This is a genomic window from Massilia phyllosphaerae, assembly GCF_034659755.1.
Classification (GTDB): domain Bacteria; phylum Pseudomonadota; class Gammaproteobacteria; order Burkholderiales; family Burkholderiaceae_D; genus Telluria; species Telluria phyllosphaerae.
On sequence record NZ_JAXSQX010000001.1, the window covers coordinates 1038567 to 1054341 of the forward strand.

Annotated in this window: 16 protein-coding genes and 1 pseudogene; 6 read left to right on the forward strand and 11 right to left on the reverse strand. The window is 65.7% G+C overall.

Features of this window, described 5'->3' with window-relative positions; translation table 11 throughout:
* Positions 1-9 precede the first annotated feature (9 nt).
* Together U1H99_RS04565 and U1H99_RS04570 are read right to left on the reverse strand one after the other, a co-directional pair.
* A complete protein-coding gene (locus U1H99_RS04565) occupies positions 10-792 on the reverse strand; it encodes a DODA-type extradiol aromatic ring-opening family dioxygenase (RefSeq protein WP_323140559.1) in 783 nt (260 codons plus the stop codon).
* 130 nt (positions 793-922) lie between these two features.
* A complete protein-coding gene (locus U1H99_RS04570; protein ID WP_323140560.1) occupies positions 923-1822 on the reverse strand; it encodes a LysR family transcriptional regulator in 900 nt (299 codons plus the stop codon).
* Positions 1823-1922: 100 nt separating this feature from the next.
* Between U1H99_RS04570 and U1H99_RS04575 the strand changes: the two genes are divergently transcribed.
* Both U1H99_RS04575 and U1H99_RS04580 read left to right on the forward strand, forming a co-directional pair.
* Entirely contained in the window at positions 1923-2495 is a 573-nt protein-coding gene (locus U1H99_RS04575) for a YceI family protein (protein WP_323140561.1), read from the forward strand.
* 195 nt (positions 2496-2690) lie between these two features.
* Positions 2691-3140, forward strand: coding sequence for a hypothetical protein (locus U1H99_RS04580; protein ID WP_323140562.1), 450 nt, complete (start codon positions 2691-2693; stop codon positions 3138-3140).
* Between the two features lie 72 nt (positions 3141-3212).
* Here U1H99_RS04580 and fos read toward each other — a convergent pair.
* The 3 genes and pseudogenes from fos to U1H99_RS04595 form a co-directional block, all read right to left on the reverse strand.
* A pseudogene (gene fos / locus U1H99_RS04585) lies at positions 3213-3626 on the reverse strand (fosfomycin resistance glutathione transferase).
* Between the two features lie 18 nt (positions 3627-3644).
* A complete protein-coding gene (msrC, locus tag U1H99_RS04590; protein ID WP_141832649.1) occupies positions 3645-4142 on the reverse strand; it encodes a free L-methionine (R)-S-oxide reductase MsrC in 498 nt (165 codons plus the stop codon).
* Between the two features lie 33 nt (positions 4143-4175).
* Positions 4176-4586, reverse strand: coding sequence for a winged helix-turn-helix transcriptional regulator (locus U1H99_RS04595; protein WP_323140563.1), 411 nt, complete (start codon positions 4584-4586; stop codon positions 4176-4178).
* A gap of 144 nt (positions 4587-4730) precedes the next feature.
* Between U1H99_RS04595 and U1H99_RS04600 the strand changes: the two genes are divergently transcribed.
* Entirely contained in the window at positions 4731-5342 is a 612-nt protein-coding gene (locus U1H99_RS04600; protein ID WP_323140564.1) for an NAD(P)-dependent oxidoreductase, read from the forward strand.
* Positions 5343-5365: 23 nt separating this feature from the next.
* Here U1H99_RS04600 and U1H99_RS04605 read toward each other — a convergent pair whose 3' ends face one another.
* The 3 genes from U1H99_RS04605 to U1H99_RS04615 form a co-directional block, all read right to left on the reverse strand.
* On the reverse strand, positions 5366-6220 hold the full coding sequence (locus U1H99_RS04605) for an SIS domain-containing protein (RefSeq protein ID WP_141832655.1): 855 nt from the start codon (positions 6218-6220) through the stop codon (positions 5366-5368).
* 12 nt (positions 6221-6232) lie between these two features.
* The gene (gene zwf / locus U1H99_RS04610) at positions 6233-7702 is read right to left on the reverse strand and encodes a glucose-6-phosphate dehydrogenase (RefSeq protein ID WP_323140565.1); all 1470 of its coding nucleotides are present in this window, start codon (positions 7700-7702) and stop codon (positions 6233-6235) included.
* Between the two features lie 183 nt (positions 7703-7885).
* Entirely contained in the window at positions 7886-8773 is an 888-nt protein-coding gene (locus U1H99_RS04615; protein ID WP_323140566.1) for an amidohydrolase family protein, read from the reverse strand.
* 136 nt (positions 8774-8909) lie between these two features.
* On the opposite strand from U1H99_RS04615, the gene U1H99_RS04620 reads away from it, so the two are divergent.
* Positions 8910-9836, forward strand: a complete 927-nt coding sequence (locus tag U1H99_RS04620) for a LysR substrate-binding domain-containing protein (protein ID WP_323140567.1) — start codon at positions 8910-8912, stop codon at positions 9834-9836.
* On the opposite strand, the gene U1H99_RS04625 is transcribed toward U1H99_RS04620, so the two are convergent.
* From U1H99_RS04625 to U1H99_RS04635, 3 genes are all read right to left on the reverse strand, one after another.
* Positions 9833-10864 carry a porin gene (locus tag U1H99_RS04625; RefSeq protein ID WP_323140568.1) on the reverse strand — a complete coding sequence of 344 codons (1032 nt, stop codon included), beginning with the start codon at positions 10862-10864 and terminating at the stop codon, positions 9833-9835. The genes U1H99_RS04620 and U1H99_RS04625 overlap by 4 nt on opposite strands.
* A 67-nt stretch (positions 10865-10931) precedes the next feature.
* The gene (gene dctA, locus U1H99_RS04630; protein ID WP_323140569.1) at positions 10932-12227 is read right to left on the reverse strand and encodes a C4-dicarboxylate transporter DctA; all 1296 of its coding nucleotides are present in this window, start codon (positions 12225-12227) and stop codon (positions 10932-10934) included.
* Positions 12228-12369: 142 nt separating this feature from the next.
* Positions 12370-13263, reverse strand: coding sequence for a LysR family transcriptional regulator (locus U1H99_RS04635; protein WP_323140570.1), 894 nt, complete (start codon positions 13261-13263; stop codon positions 12370-12372).
* A gap of 120 nt (positions 13264-13383) precedes the next feature.
* Here U1H99_RS04635 and U1H99_RS04640 point away from each other — a divergent pair, with 120 nt between their 5' ends.
* Both U1H99_RS04640 and U1H99_RS04645 read left to right on the forward strand, forming a co-directional pair.
* On the forward strand, positions 13384-14658 hold the full coding sequence (locus tag U1H99_RS04640; RefSeq protein WP_323140571.1) for an SGNH/GDSL hydrolase family protein: 1275 nt from the start codon (positions 13384-13386) through the stop codon (positions 14656-14658).
* A complete protein-coding gene (locus U1H99_RS04645; RefSeq protein ID WP_323140572.1) occupies positions 14655-15773 on the forward strand; it encodes an alkene reductase in 1119 nt (372 codons plus the stop codon). The genes U1H99_RS04640 and U1H99_RS04645 overlap by 4 nt, the downstream gene beginning before the upstream one ends.
* The last annotated feature ends 2 nt before the right edge of the window (positions 15774-15775 follow it).

Consider the following 15775-nt stretch of genomic DNA (forward strand, 5'->3'; position numbering starts at 1 on the left):
TCCTTGTCCTCATCCAAACGCATAGGCGTCCATCGCCAGCACGCCGTGTTCGAAACTCGCGTGCAGCAGCTGAGCGTCGGCCTGCGGACCAGCCGCAGCCATCGCCACGTACAGCGGCATCAGGTGTTCCTCGCTCGGATGATTTTCCGCGGCATAAGGAGCGCAGCGGCGATAGTCCAGGAGCGCGCTGGCGTCGCCGGATTCGATCCGGGCCTGCATCCACGCTTCGAATTCGCCGACCCAGTGCGGCACCGGGGCATCGATATCCTGGCCGCGGAACTCGTACAGGTTGTGCGTCAGCGATCCGGAGCCCACCACCAGGATGTCCTCCTCGCGCAAAGCGGCGAGTGCAGCGCCGATGCGAGCGTGCTCCCGTGGTCCTGCGCCGTGCACGATCGAGAGCTGGGTGACCGGAATATCGGCGTCGGGATACATCAGGCGCAACGGTACCCAGGCGCCGTGATCGAGCCCCCGGCGTGCGCTCACGCTGGCCGCGATGCCAGCCTCTTCCAGAAGCTGTGCCGTGCGCCGCGCGGCATCCGGCGCGCCGGGCACCGGATATTCGATCTGGAACAGGGCGCGCGGGAAGCCGCCGAAGTCATGGATCGTCTCGGGATGATCGGCCACGCTCACGGCCGGTCCGCGCGTTTCCCAGTGCGCGGAAACAGCAAGGATGGCGCGTGGACGCGGCAGCGTTTTGCCGAGTTCCTGCAGAAAACGCCGTGCCGGACTGTCCTGCAGCGCCAGCATCGGCGAGCCATGAGAGAGAAAAAGAGTGGGTAGTGCAGTCATGATGTCCTCGTTTAGCAGCGTCGTGCTGCATGATGAGGATCATCATATTCATGCGCTATTGTGAAATAAATAGACTGCTATGGATTAAACTGTCCCATTTTCCGAGACAATGATGTGGTTGTTGTTTGTCCTAGTTATGCCATGCCGGCTTGGCGAATGCATCCACCAGGAAGTCGATCGCCACGCGGATTCGAGGCGAGACGAATTTGCGCGACGGATAGACAGCATAGATACCGAGCTCGACCGAACGATAGTCGGGCATGACCTCCAACAAGGTACCTGCCGCGAGGTCGCCCCCGACCATGAACGTCGGCTGCAGGATAATGCCCTGGTGCTGCAACGCAGCCGCGCGGCACGTGTCGCCGCTATTGGTACGGACACGGGGCACGACCTTGACCGAGGCCTCGCCATCCGGCCCAGTAAAACTCCAGTGTTCGCCCGTCGAAAACAGGCTATAAGAGATGATGTCGTGCTGCAGCAATTCTCCCGGTTGCAGTGGCGTGCCCCGCCGCTCCAGGTAAGCGGGCGAGGCGCACAGCACCATCCGCGTCGATGCGAGCCGGCGCGTGATGAGCGAGGACGCAGGAAGCTGGCCGATCCGCACGGCCAGGTCGAAACCGTCTTCCACCAGGTCGACCACGCGGTCGGACAGGGTCAGGTCGAGCGCCAGCTTGGGGTGCCGCTCGAGCAAGGATGGCCACAATGGCGCCAGGTGCATTACGCCGAAGGTCACCGGTACGTTGACCTTCAGCAGGCCGCTCGCTTCGCCACTACGCGACGTGATCTCGGCTTCGGCCTCATCCAGGTTGTCCAGAAGTTCGCGGCAGCGCGTATGGAAGATCTCGCCTTCGGAGGTTGTCGACAGTTTGCGTGTAGTCCGATGCAGCAGGCGCAAGCCGAGACGCTCCTCCAGCTCGCCAACGTAGCGCGACACGGCGGCTTTCGACATGTCGAGCGCATCGGCTGCGCCGGTAAAGCTGCCGGCGTCTACCACGGCAGAGAACACTTTCATTTCGAGAAATTTATCCATTATTTCGAAAAGTGGAACAGTTAATCTGATTGTATGCTGTTTATCTCAATGATCGAGAAATTTATAGTGCAAGTCATCATCCACCACAACAGGATTTCTCATGAAGACCAAACACATCGCTGCTATCGTTGCGACTGTTTTAGTGCTCCCCGCCTTCGCCGCGGATACCTACACGATCGAACCAACCCATACCTATCCCAGCTTCGAAGCAGACCACATGGGCGGGTTATCCATCTGGCGCGGCAAGTTCACCAAGACGACCGGCACGATCACGCTCGACCGCGCTGCAAAGACCGGCAGCATGGAAATCACGATTGACACGTCGAGCGTCGACTTCGGCAACGCCAAGCTCAACGAACACGTGATGAGCGCCGAGATGTTCGACGTGAACAAGTTCCCGCACGCGGTTTACAAGTCCAGTTCGATCCAGTTCAAGGGCGACCAGCCTGTAATCGTCAACGGTGAGCTGACGCTGCATGGCGTGACCAAGCCGGTCAAGCTGATGATCGACCACTTCAAGTGCATGCAGCACCCGATGTTCAAGAAGGAAGTGTGCGGCGCGAATGCCGTTGCCATCTTCAACCGCAGCGATTTCGGCATCAGCTACGGCACGCAGATGGGCTTCAGTCCCCAAGTGAAGCTGGCGATCCAGGTCGAGGCCTTGAAGCAATAAAGGATTGCCGCCCAAATGCGTGGTCTTTCACCGGCGGCCGCCATGGAGAGCGGCGTGCCGGGCAAGCCTGTGCATGAAACCACCACCTGGCACGGGGCGTCGTAATATAGCTGCCGTGGACAAGGCCTGTCTGTTCGCCATCCATACGTCTTCGTTGCAGTTCGCTACCGAGATAAGAGCTAGGAGGAGACAGGTTTGAGAAAAACACTGTGTATATTAGCGCTCGCCGTCGCCGGATCGCATTCCGCACATGCATATGCACAAGCGGATTTCGGTAATCCAACGGCAGCGCGTGCCGTGGTAGAAGCATATTACAAGGCCATCGACGAGGGAAACTATCGCACTGCCTATTACCTTTGGCGTGGGAATGGAAAAGCCAGTGGCAAAACCTATTCAGGATTCCGCCGCGGTTTCTCGGAGACGGCGCGTACCCGGGTGCTGACGCGTGAACCAGTCAACAGTTCTGGTGCAATGGGCTCCATCTATATCGATGTGCCGGTTGATGTTTTTGCAACTTTGAAGAACGGTCGGCGACAGCATTTTGGTGGAAAGTACACCCTTGTGCGCGTCAATGATGTAGATGGGGCCAATGAAGAGCAATTGCGTTGGCATTTGGCTTCAGCCACCTTGCGAGCGCAGCCATAAGCAAGGTAGCGTCGGTCGTCTTCCGACCATGGCAGACCACCATGCGGCGTGGCAGTGCGTACCCGTAGGCGTTCAGTCGAAGAAACGCATGCCGGCGTAGGGCTGCAGCCGGCAGGCGGCCAGCCGGCTATGCAGGTCGCCGGCATGGGCTTCGAGCTGGTGGCCGTCCGGATCGAGGAAGTAGAAGGAATCGCCTTCGCTGCGGTTCTTGCGCCACTCGATCACGCCTTCACCCAGCAGGCGCGCGCGGAAGGCGGCGAAGTCCTGCTGGGCGATGGTGAAGGCGTAATGGGTGTAATCCGCCTGCGGCGGCACCACGGCGCGCGCCGGGTCGAGCGACAGGCAAATCCATAAGTCACCCAGCGTCAGGTAGGCGCCGCCGTCTCAGACCGCGGCCGGCTTGCAGCCCAGCAGGTCGGTGTAGAACGCGACGCTGCGTTCCACGTCGGTGACCGCCAGCGTCAGGTGATTCAATCCGGTCAGCATGGCGGCGCCTCCTGGCGATCAGCAGTCGGTGGCCTCGACGAAGGCCGCGATCATCGCTTCCAGGCCGGCCTTGTCCTCATCCGAAAAACGGTCCAGCTTCGGGCTGTCGATATCGAACACGCCGACCAGCTTGCCATCCTTGATCACCGGCAGCACGATTTCCGAATTCGAGGCCGAATCGCAGGCGATGTGGCCCGGGAAGGCGTGCACGTCCGGCACGACCACGGTTTTACGCTCGACGGCCGTGGTGCCGCACACGCCGCGGCCGAACGGGATGCGGGCGCAGGCCGGCTTGCCCTGGAACGGACCGACCAGCAGGTCCTGGCCTTCGCCCTTCTTGCTCGGCACGGTGAGGTAGAAACCGGCCCAGTTCAGGTCGGCGAGGGTGTCGTAGACCAGGGCCGAGAATTGCGAAGCGTTCGCGGTCAGGTCGCGCTCGCCTTCGAGGACGCTGGTGACCTGGCGTACCAGCAGGGCGTAGTCGGGGCGGGTGCTGCGTTCGGGATTGATGTGCATGGCGTTGAACGTGAACTTGTCGAAAGGCGTATTCTAAGGCAGCGCGGCATTCGGCGCAGCGTGGGCGGCGGGTGGCGACCGGTAAGCGCGGCGGGCGCCGCGCACCAGCTCATGGTGGGTATCCGCCCACGCGACCAGCGCCTTCATCGGCACCATGAAGGACTGCCCGAGCGGGGTCAGGTCGTATTCGACGCGCGGCGGCACTTCCGGGTACACGGTGCGGCGCACGAAGCCGTCTTCCTCGAGCCGCTTGAGGGTCTGCGACAGCATCTGCTTCGACACGTCGCCGAGGTCGCGCATCAGCTCATTGAAGCGCCGTGTCCTGCCGTCGAGCGCATCGAGCACGAGCAGGCTCCACTGGTCGCCAATACGGTCGAGTACATTCCTGATCGGGCAGGGATGGCCGAACGGGTCGTCCGCGGCGGGGATGGGGGCAGGGTGCATGGGGCATTCCGGTGGGTTGAAGGTCATGTCGTGCTGACCTGATCATGGGACGCTGACTTCTTGCGCGGCATGCGCAGCCTAGCATAGGATGGGTGAACGGTCCATTTTCCGGACCGGCTCTCGATTCCAGACCAAAGGAAAATCATGGCACATATCGCCCTCATCGGCGCTTCCGGCAATGTCGGCACGCGCCTGCTCAAGGAACTGGCCGCACGCGGCCACCAGGTTACTGCAATTGCCCGCGATCCCGGCAAGATCCCGGCACAGCCAGGCGTGACCGCAGTGCGCGGCGACGCCGCCGACGGCGCTGGCCTCGCCACCCTGCTGGCCGGCCATGACGCCGTGATCAGTGCGCTGCGCTTCCTGGACAGCGATCCCGCCACCCTCATCGACGCCGTGCGCGCATCCGGCGTCAAGCGTTACCTCGTCGTCGGCGGCGCCGGCAGCCTGCAGGTCGCGCCGGGCCAGCGCCTGATCGACCAGCCCGATTTCCCGGCCGCCTACAAGCCGGAGGCGGCCGCCGGGGCGGCATTCCTGGACGCCTTGCGCCAGGCGGGCGACCTCGACTGGACCTTCCTGTCGCCGTCGGCGCTGTTCGTGCCCGGCGAGCGTACCGGCAAGTTCCGCCTTGGCAAGGACGACCTGCTGGTCGGCGAACAGGGCAGCTCGATTTCGTATGAAGACTTCGCGGTCGCGCTGGCCGACGAGATCGAACAGCCTGCGCATGTGCGCGAGCGCTTCACGGTCGGTTATTGAGGTGGCGGGCGCGGGCTGCGCCCTCAGCCGATGAAGGAATCGAACTGCATGTCGAATTCCTGCAGCGCCTTCTGCGCATTCTGCATCTTCTTGCGGAATTCCGGCCCGCGCTGCAGCGCCAGCCCCACGGCCAGCACGTCGATCACGACCAGGTAAGCCAGGCGCGCCGAGATCGGCGTGTACGGGTCGGTGGCGAACACCAGGTCGATCGGAATCAAGACGGTGGCCATCTCGGCCAGCTGCGTGCCCGAGGGCGCCAGCACGATGACGTCGGCACCGCCGCGCCGGGCCAGCTTGGCCGAGCGCACCAGTGCCGGGTTGTTACCGCGCTGCGAGATCGCGACCAGCGCATCGCCTTCGCGCAGCAGGGCGGCGGCGATCGCGTGGATGGCCGGGTCGGTGTACGACACCGTCGGCACGCCCGAGCGGAAGAATTTATGCTGGGCGTCGGCGGCAACGAAGCCGGACGAGCCCTGGCCGTAGAACTCGATCTTCTTGGCGCGCGACAGGATGTCGAGCGCCTTCTGGATCAGTTCCGGTTTCAGGTTGTTGCGCAGGTCGAGCAGGGTGTTGATCGAGCGGCTGCAGATTTTATTGACCAGGTCGGACGCCAGGTCGTCCTGCGACGGCTGTTCGCTGGTGCCGGGCAGCGCGAGGGCCAGGCCTTGCGCCAGCTTGAGCTTGAACTCGTGCCAGCCCTCGTAGCCGAGCGTGCGGCAAAAGCGCACCACGGTCGGCTCCGACACCTGCGCGCTCTTGGCAAGCGCGGTGATGTTCTGGCTGACCGTGGCGCTGGGCGCGGCCAGCACGGCAAGGGCGACCTTGCGCTCGGACTTGGACAGCGAGTCGAGCTGGGTGCGGATCGAATCGAGCAGCAAGGCAGTCTCTCTTTAATCTTCAGGCAGTGCTTCTTCGCGCCACTGCAGGCCGTCACGGCCGATCAGCGCGCTCGATGCGGCCGGACCCCAGGTGCCGGAGGTGTAGGGCACCGGCGTGGTGTCGTCCTGCTCCCAGTGGTCCAGGATCGGCTCGACCCATTCCCAGGCCGCTTCCAGTTCGTCGCCGCGCATGAACAGCGTCAGCTGGCCGCGCAGGACGTCCAGCAGCAGCCGTTCGTAGGCTTCCATGCGCGGACCGCCGAACTGTTCGCGGAAGTCGAGTTCGAGTTCGGCCTGCTTCAGGCGCATCGAATCGCCCGGGGTCTTGGCCATCAGGTTCAGCGACAGGCCTTCGTCCGGCTGCAGGCGGATCACCAGGCTGTTTGGCTGGAAGCTCGAATTCGGCTGGTTGAAGATCGAGTGCGGGATCTGCTTGAAGCGCACCACGATCTCGGCCAGGCGGTCGGCCATGCGCTTGCCGGTGCGCAGGTAGAAGGGCACGCCGGCCCAGCGCCAGGTGTCGATCTCGGCCTTCATGGCGACGAAGGTCTCGGTCTTCGACTGTTTCGGCGCGTCCGGTTCGTCGCGGTAGCCCGGCACCGGCTGGCCGTCGACGTAGCCGCTGCGGTACTGGCCGCGGATGATGTTCTGCGACAGCGTGGTCGGGGTGAAGCGCTTGAGCGAGCGCAGCACCTGCAGCTTGGCGTCGCGCACGGCGTCCGGCGCGATCGATGCCGGCGGTTCCATGGCGACGATGCACAGCAGTTGCAGCAGGTGGTTCTGCAGCATGTCGCGCAGCGCGCCCGAATTGTCGTAGTAGCCGAGGCGGTTGCCGACGCCGATCTTTTCGGCGATGGTGATCTGCACGTCCGAGATCCACTCGCGGCGCCACAGCGGCTCGAACAGGATGTTACCGAAGCGCAGGGCCAGCAGGTTCTGCACCGTTTCCTTGCCCAGGTAGTGGTCGATCCGGTAGATCTGCGATTCGGAAAAGACCTTGCCGACATCCAGGTTGATCTGCTTGGCCGATTCGAGGTCGCGGCCCAGCGGCTTTTCCAGCACCACGCGCGAGTTCGGCGTGGCCAGGCCGACCTTCGCCAGGTTCTCGCAGATGCGCGCGAACAGCGACGGCGGCGTCGCCAGGTAGTACACGCGAGTCAGCGCGTCGTCCGCGCGCAGCGCCTCGACCAGCGCGCTGTAGCTCTTGACGTTGCCGGCGTCGACTTCGACGTAGGTGATGCGCTGCAGGAAGCTCTGCCACGCGGCTTCATCCACCGTTTCCTTGATGTGCGGCTTCGAATTGGTCTCGACCATGCGCAGGAACTGGTCCTGCGACATGTCTTCGCGGCCGACGCAGATGATGCGCGCGCTCGCGGGCAGGTCGTTGGCCACGTCGCGGGCGTACATCGCGGGCAGCAGCTTGCGCATTGCGAGGTCGCCGCTGCCGCCGAAGAAAACGAGGTCGAAATCGGAAAGAGCCATGGTGGATGCAGTTCGGGATAATCGGATAATGTAAATTTACTACACGATTATTGATTGCGCAAGAAAATTTACTACGTATCTCCCCATGCACGAAGCGTATCGTGCCACATCCACGGCAGGCTGGGCGCCGCGTCGTTACGGGGAATTGATACAGGGCCGGCGGCCCTGCGTGGTGGGATGGGGTCAGCGCAGGCCGTCGAGCGGCGCGAAGCCGTACAGGCGGGCCGGGTTGTCGACCAGGATCCGCTTCTGGATCTGCTCGTCGGCGGTGAAGGCGTAGAACAGGTCGACCAGTTCGCCGTCGTTCGGCATGTCCTTCGAAATGTTCGGGTGCGGCCAGTCGGTGCCCCACAGCAGGCGCTCGGGCGCGGTGGCGATCAGCTCCCGGGCAAAGGGAACGGCGTCGAGGAAGGGGCGCTTGCCGGCGGAGACGCGCTCGGCGCCGCAGATCTTGACCCAGGCCAGCGGATTTTCGCGCATCAGCTGCAGCAGCAGCTGGAACGGGCGCTGGTCCAGGCCCTGTTCGGCGCGCACGCGGCCCATGTGGTCGATCACGAAGGGGACCGTGATCTTGCGCAGCAGGTCCTGCTGCTCGGGGATGTTCTCGGCGTCGAAGTGCAGCACGATGTGCCAGCCCAGCGGCGCGATGCGCTCGACCAGGTTCTCGATCACCGACACGTCCGGCACGCCGCCGAGGTGCTTCACGAAATTGAAGCGGATGCCGCGGATGCCGCCGGCATGCAGGTCGGCCAGTTCCTCGTCGGTGACGTCGGCGCGCACGTTGGCGACGCCGCGGTAGGCGCCCTTGCTCGACTTGATGGCGGCCAGCGTGACGCTGTTGTCGGTGCCGTGGCAGCTGGCGTGGACGATGACCGCGCGCGTAATGCCGAGGCGGTCGTGCAGGGCGCGCAGCGCTTCCACCGGCGCGTCCGGCGGGGTGTAGCTGCGGTCAGGCGCATAGGGAAACAGGGCGGCCGGGCCGAACACGTGGCAGTGGGCGTCGCAGGCGCCGGGCGGCAGGCGGTGGGCGGGCTGGATCGGGTGCGGATCGGGAGGCAGGCAAGATTTCATGGTGGTTGTCCTGGTGGTGAAAATCGACGTCGGCAGCGTCTCCAGCTGCCTCGACGTCCCGATTGTGCCGAGCGGACCCCATCGATACAATGGCAATACCTGACTAGCTCCTATGCACTTTCTGCATAACCCAACCATGAATCTTGATCAGCTCGAAGCTTTCGTCCACGTCGCCGAACTGAGCAGTTTTACGCGCGCATCGGCGATCCTGGGCAAGCCGCAGCCGGCCCTGAGCCGGCTGGTGCGCCAGCTCGAGGTCGACCTGCGCCAGAACCTGCTGCGCCGCAATGGGCGCGGCGTGGTGCTGACGGAAGCGGGCAAGGTCTTGCTGGAGCACAGCAAGGGCATCCTGCACCAGGTCGACGTGGCGAAAGACGCGTTGAAGAACCTGCAGGGTACGCTCGACGGCCACTTCAGGATCGGCCTGGCGCCGAGCGTGGCGCGCTTCGCGACGCTGGCGCTGGTGCGCAGCTTCCAGAAGCAGTTCCCGCAGGCGAACATCACGGTATCGGACGGCTTGTCGACCTACCTGGCGGAGTGGCTGGCGATGGGCCGCATCGATGCCGCGATCCTGTACGACATCGGCGAGACCCCGCTGGTGGACAAGCGCATCCTGTTTACCGAAGAGATGTTCCTGATCAGCCGGGCCGACGCGGCCGTGCCGGCCGAGATCCGCCTGAAGGATTTGCCGGCCTATCCCCTGATCATTCCCGGGCGCCTGCACGCGATCCGCACGCTGGTCGAGATGCATGCGGCCGAGTGCGGCATCCAGCTCAACATCGCCCTCGAAATCGACGCGGTGCCGGCCTTGCTGGACCTGGTCGAGGAGGGCTGCGGCCATGCGGTGCTGCCGCTGAACGCGATCGACGCCGATCCCAGGCAGCGGCGCTTCCGCTGCACCCGCATCAGCGATCCCGGCATCCATAGCCGCATGGCGATCGCCACCGGCAACCAGCATCCGATGTCGCGTCTGGCCACGCGCGCGGTGGCAATGTTCGAGAGCGAAATCATGCCGCTGTACGAAGCGCGCCGCAAGCATATCGACAGCTATCTTGCACCCTAGAAGGTGTGGCGGATACCGACGGCGTAGCTGTTGCCCTTGACCTTGCCGTCGATGTGGTCGTACAGGTAAGTGGCATAGACGTCGGTGCGGCGCGACAGGTAATAGTCGTAGCCCAGGCCGGCGGTGTCGTGGTCGCCCACGCGCAGCGCCGGGTTGTCGACCGTGGTTCGCGCCCACGACACCAGGATCGAACCGGTCTTGGTGACCGGCACCGCGCTGCCCAGCTGCCAGGTGCGCGAGCGGACGTCGGTGACCGCGTTGTCGGTGGCCTGGGCCGATGCGTACAGCCTGGCCCAGCCGGCATCGTAGGCGACGCCCGCCAGCCAGGCTTGCTGGCCGGTGGAGGGCGCCACCGCTGCGGTGCGCACGCGCTGCGCCGACAGCACGGCGCTCAGCTTGCCCCGGGTGTAGCGCAGGTGGATGCCGGCGTTGTTGACGCTGGCATTGCCCGCGACTTCGCCCGGCGCGTAGACGATGGTCGTGCTGAGGCCGCCGATGGTCGGGGCGACGTACTGGATCACGTTGTTCCAGACGGTATCGCCGATCACGGTATTGCTGAACGAGGCCACATAGCTCTGCACCACCAGCGGCGAGAACACGACCGAGGCGCCGAACGGATTCACCATCTGCATCGAGATGTAGTAGGGCGAGGTATGGCGGCCGACGGTCAGCTGGCCGTAGCGGCCGGCGATGCCGACCCAGCCGCTGCGCGAAAAGCCGCCCGGGTCGGCCGCGCTGCGGCCGGCGCCGCCGGTGTCGGGCTGGAAGAACTGCTCGAGCTGGAAGATCGCTTTGGTGCCGTCGCCCAGGTCTTCGCTGCCGCGGATGCCCCACCACGACGTGGTCAGGCCGCCGGAGCCGACGACGGTGGCGCGCTCGATGCTGTCGCTGCGCTTGATGCTGCCGGCGTAGCTGCCGATCAGGCCGTAGAGTTGCACGTCGGCGGCGCCGGCGGCGCTGCAAACGGCGCCGAAAAGGAATGCGCAGGCAACAGCCTGCCCTGCGGCCTTGTGGATGGGGCTGCCCATGATGTCTCCTGGTATTTTTATGAGAGGCGGCGTTCGTGAGGCCGCCTCGGGCACTGCCGGGTGGCTGTTATTCGCGGTTGAGGACGCGGTGCATCTGCTCGGTGTCGAGCGCCTTTTCCCATTTCGAGATGACGATGGTCGCCACCGCGTTGCCGATCAGGTTGGTCGGCGTCAGGCCTTCGGACAGCAGGCGGTGCACACCGAGGATCAGCGCCACGCTGGCCACCGGGATCGAGCCCACCGTCGACAGGGTCGCGGCCAGCACCACGAAGGCGGCGCCGGCCACGCCCGCTGCACCCTTGGAAGTCAGCAGCAGGACGCCGAGCAGCACGATCTGCTGGGTCAGGTCGAGCGGGGTGTTGGTGGCCTGGGCCAGGAAGATGGTCACGCTGGCCAGGTACAGGCAGGTGCCGTCCAGGTTGAACGAATAGCCGGTCGGGATGATCAGGCCGACCACGCTCGGCTTGCAGCCGAGCTGCTCCATCTTGATCAGCATGCGCGGCAGCACGCTCTCCGACGAGGTCGTGGCCAGGCAGACCAGAATTTCGTCGCGCAGGTAGCGCATCAGCTTGAACAGGCTGAAGCCGCACAGGCGCGACACCGGGCCGAGCACGGCGAAGATGAAGATCAGGCAGGTAACGTAGAAGCACACCAGCAGGTTGCCGAGCGAGAGCAGGGCGCCGGCGCCGTATTTGCCGACAGTGAAGGCGATCGCGCCAAAGGCGCCGATCGGCGCCGCCCACATGACGATACCGACCATGCCGAAGAACACCTTCGATACGATGTCCAGCAGCTCGATGACCGGCTTGCCGACGGCGCCGAAACGCATCAGCGCACAACCGGTCAGTACCGAGATCAGGAGCACTTGCAGGATATGGCCTTCTGACAGCGAGCCGACGAAGGTGTTCGGGATGATGTTCATGATGAACGGCACCATGCCGGTCTCGTGGCTCTGCGCCACATACTTCGACACCGACGCGGTATCCAGGTTGGAGGCATTCACGTTCATGCCGGCGCCGGGCTGCCACAAATTGACCACGACCAGGCCCACGACCAGCGCAACGGTGGTCATGACTTCGAAGTAGATCAGGCCCTTGACGGCGACGCGGCCGACGCGCGACATGTCGTCCATCTTGGCGATGCCGAGCACCACGGTGCAAAAGATGATCGGCGCGATCAGCATGCGGATCAGCTTGATGAAGCCGTCGCCGAGCGGCTGCAGCTTGGTGCCCGCCTCGGGGAAGAAGTGGCCGATGAGGATACCGAGCGCCATCGCGATCAGCACCTGGACCCAGAGTTGTTTGTACCAGCGTCGCGCCACCGGCTGTGCGGACGCGGCGGCCCCTGTCGTGCTAGTCAGCATTGCTTGTCTCCTGTGGTTGTGATCGTCTCGGCAGCCATGGCTGGGCATGCTGGACAATTCGTTAGCGCAATTTTGTCACAGGGGGATAAACAAACAATGCTTATACCTCACTAGCTGATATGTGGAACTTGAATAGCTAGCCCTAGCGCTTGCCGACGCCGCCGAAGCCCGGCAGGGCAGCGAACTCGGACACCGCGAAATCGATAAACATCCTGGTGCGCAAGGGTTGATAGCGGCGCGATGGCGTCAACAGATGCAGTTCCTGGGACGACGCCGACCACTCGGGCAAGACCCGCACCAGCGCGCCGCCCTCCAGCAGGTCGCGCACCAGCCAGTCGGGGCAGATGCCGATGCCGCTGCCCAGCGCCAGCGCCTCGCGTATCGCCAGCGCATTGTTGGCGCGGAAGCGCCCGCCGACCGCGAGCCGCACCCGTTCTTCGCCACGCAACATGTCGATGTTGTTACCGGGCGTCCAGGCAAAGCGGACGATATCGTGGGTGCTGAGGTCGGCGGGCAGGGCGGGCATCCCGCGCCGGGCGCAGTAGTCGGGTGAGGCCACCAGGAAGCGCTCGACCGTGGCCAGGTGGCGCCCGACGGCGTCCGGCGGCAACGTGCCGCCGAGCCGGAAGGCGACGTCGACGCCTTCCTCGACCAGGTCGGCGAAGCGGTCGTTCAGGATCAGTTCGATGTCGATGCCCGGATGCGCGGCCAGGAAGCGCTGCACCATGGCATTGATGCGGTACTGGCCGAGCGCTACCGGCGCGTTGATGCGCAACTGCCCGGCCGGCTGGCCGTTCATCCCTTGCACTGCGCCGATGGCGGCATCGTACTGCTCCAGCACCAGCCTGGCGTCGACATGGAAGCGCTGCCCCTGCTCGGTCGGCGCCAAGCCGCGCGTGCTGCGTTCGAACAGGCGCACGCCCAGTTGCCGCTCGAGCTGGGACAGCAGTTTGCTGACGGTCGGCTGGGTCATGCCGAATTCGCGCGCGGCCGCCGTCAGGCTGCCGAGTTCGAGCGTGCGTACGAAAACCTGCATGGCGCGTAGCGTGTCCATCGTGGGGCCATTCTGAATTGGAATGAGTGATGTTCGATTCTAGCGGCTTCCTGCCGTATTTTGAATGGCCTATCGTGGCCACCTTCTGACAAGGAGGAAACCATGACTTCACATAAAAATGCGATCGCCGCGCTCGGGCTGGCGCTGGTGCTGGGACAGGATGCGCTCGCGGCCGCGCCGGCAGCCGGCCCGGCGCGCTGGATCACAACCTGGTACGCGGCGCCGCAGCCCGGCTGGGACAGCGGGTTTGCCCTGCCCATGAACGTGCCCGCCAGTCTCGGGCGGCAATCGGTGCGCGAGCGCCTGCGCGTGAGCGCCGGTGGGCAGCGCATCCGGATCGTGCTGTCGAACCGCTATGGACGCCAGCCGCTGCGGGTCGGCGGCGTGCGGGTGGCCCTGGCAAATGGCGCCAGGGCGGCGCTGCCGCTTACCTTTAGTGGACAGGCGGCGGTGTCGATCGCGCCCGGTGCGGATGTCACCAGCGATCCGGTCGCGCTGGCAGTGCCGCCGCTGGCGCGGCTGGAGGTGACCAGCTACCTGCCGGCCCCGACGCCGGTGACGAGCTTTCACTGGGGCGCCCAGCAGACGCTCGCGATCGAAGCGGGCGACACGCGTGCGGCGCCGGCCGCCGCCGAGGGCGAACGCATCGGCGGGCGCCTGTTCACGGCGGCCGTGCTGGTCGAGGCGGCCGGCACCGCAAGCACGGTGGTGGCGCTCGGGGATTCGATCACCGACGGCAACGGCTCGACCCCCGACACTGACCGCCGCTGGCCGGACGTGCTGGCCGAGCGGCTGCAGCCCCACGGGATCGGCGTGGCGAATGCCGGCATCTCGGGCGCGCGCCTGCTGCGCGACGGCATGGGGCAGAGCGCCCTGGCGCGCTTCCGGGAGGACGTGCTGGGCCAGCCCGGCGTCACCGACGTCATCGTCCTGCTGGGCATCAACGACATCGGCTGGCCCGGCAGCCCGTTCGCACCGGCAGAAAGCCAGGTCACGCTCGAGGAACTGGCCGCCGGCTACCGCCAGCTGCTGGCCGCGGCCCACGCCAGGGGCGTGCGCATGACCGTCGGTACCCTGCCGCCCTTCGAAGGCGCGCTCGAAGGCACGCCCTACGCCGGCCACTACAGTCCCGCCAAGGAGCGGCTGCGCGTGCGCCTGAACGACTGGATCCGCGGCGCCGGCATCTTCGAGGCGGTGGTCGACTTCGATGCCGCGCTGCGCGACCCCGCCCATCCACGCCGCCTGCGTCCAGAATATGATTCGGGCGACCACCTGCACCCGGGCGACGCCGGCTACCGCGCCATGGCCGCGGCGATCGACATCGCGCCGCTGGTGAACACGTCCACGGCACTGGCCGGCCAGGAGGGTGCACGATGAGCGCCGGACTGTTCGATCCGTTCACGCTCGGGGGCCTGCAGCTGCCGAACCGCGTGGTGATGCCGCCGATGACGCGGGCGCGCGCCGCCGCCGGGGAGGTGCCGACCCGCACGATGGCCGACTACTATGCCCAGCGCGCCTCGGCCGGCTTGATCGTCACCGAAGGCATCCAGGTCAGCCCGCAGGGGCAGGGCTACGCGTGGACGCCGGGCCTGCATACGCCGGCGCAGGTGGCTGGCTGGCGCGGGGTCACCGAAGCCGTGCACGCGGCCGGTGGGCGCATCTTCGCGCAGCTGTGGCACGTCGGGCGGCTGTCCCATGTCACGCTGCAGCCGAGCGGCGCGGCGCCGGTCGCGCCCTCGGCGCTGGTGGCGGACGGGGTGCAGGTGTTCATCGATCCGCACGGCCTGGGCGCGGACGCCGCGGCCGGCCAGAAGGTCCAGCATTCGGCGCCGCGTGCGCTGGCGACCGGCGAGGTGGAGGAGATCGTCGCCGCGTTCGCGCGCGCGGCCGGCAATGCAATGGCCGCGGGATTCGACGGCGTCGAGCTGCATGCGGCGAACGGTTACCTGATCCACCAGTTCATCGATGGCGGCACCAACCTGCGCTCGGACCGCTACGGCGGCTCGCTGGCCAACCGGCTGCGCTTCCTGGACGAGGTCGCGCGTGCGGTGGCGGCCGTCGCCGGCCCGGCGCGCACCGGCGTGCGCTTCTCGCCGCTGACCACCCAACAGGGCACGTCAGACGCCACGCCGCAAGCCACTTACCTGGCCGCGGCGCGCATGTTGGACCGGATCGGAGTGGCCTACCTGCACATCGCGGAAGCCGACTGGGACGATGCGCCGCCGATGCCGGCCGCGTTCAAGGAAGCGTTGAGAATGGTGTATGGCGGGGCGATGATCTATGCGGGTCACTACGACCGCGCGCGGGCCGAGGACGCCATCGGCAGGGGATGGGCCGACCTGGTCGGCTTCGGGCGGCCCTTCATTGCCAACCCGGACCTGCCGCTGCGGCTACGGTCCGGGGTGGCGCTGAACGGTGGGGATCCGTCCAGCTATTTCGGCGGCGGCGCGCGCGGCTACACCGATTACCCGCCGCAGGGCGGCGGGGGCTGACT

Coding starts and splice junctions, on each gene's coding strand:
- U1H99_RS04565 (WP_323140559.1), bottom strand. CDS start 792: ATGACTGCACTACCCACTCTTTTTCTCTCTCATGGCTCGCCGATGCTG.
- U1H99_RS04570 (WP_323140560.1), bottom strand. CDS start 1,822: ATGGATAAATTTCTCGAAATGAAAGTGTTCTCTGCCGTGGTAGACGCC.
- U1H99_RS04575 (WP_323140561.1), top strand. CDS start 1,923: ATGAAGACCAAACACATCGCTGCTATCGTTGCGACTGTTTTAGTGCTC.
- msrC (WP_141832649.1), bottom strand. CDS start 4,142: ATGCACATCAATCCCGAACGCAGCACCCGCCCCGACTACGCCCTGCTG.
- U1H99_RS04595 (WP_323140563.1), bottom strand. CDS start 4,586: ATGCACCCTGCCCCCATCCCCGCCGCGGACGACCCGTTCGGCCATCCC.
- U1H99_RS04600 (WP_323140564.1), top strand. CDS start 4,731: ATGGCACATATCGCCCTCATCGGCGCTTCCGGCAATGTCGGCACGCGC.
- zwf (WP_323140565.1), bottom strand. CDS start 7,702: ATGGCTCTTTCCGATTTCGACCTCGTTTTCTTCGGCGGCAGCGGCGAC.
- U1H99_RS04615 (WP_323140566.1), bottom strand. CDS start 8,773: ATGAAATCTTGCCTGCCTCCCGATCCGCACCCGATCCAGCCCGCCCAC.
- U1H99_RS04620 (WP_323140567.1), top strand. CDS start 8,910: ATGAATCTTGATCAGCTCGAAGCTTTCGTCCACGTCGCCGAACTGAGC.
- U1H99_RS04625 (WP_323140568.1), bottom strand. CDS start 10,864: ATGGGCAGCCCCATCCACAAGGCCGCAGGGCAGGCTGTTGCCTGCGCA.
- dctA (WP_323140569.1), bottom strand. CDS start 12,227: ATGCTGACTAGCACGACAGGGGCCGCCGCGTCCGCACAGCCGGTGGCG.
- U1H99_RS04635 (WP_323140570.1), bottom strand. CDS start 13,263: ATGCAGGTTTTCGTACGCACGCTCGAACTCGGCAGCCTGACGGCGGCC.
- U1H99_RS04640 (WP_323140571.1), top strand. CDS start 13,384: ATGACTTCACATAAAAATGCGATCGCCGCGCTCGGGCTGGCGCTGGTG.
- U1H99_RS04645 (WP_323140572.1), top strand. CDS start 14,655: ATGAGCGCCGGACTGTTCGATCCGTTCACGCTCGGGGGCCTGCAGCTG.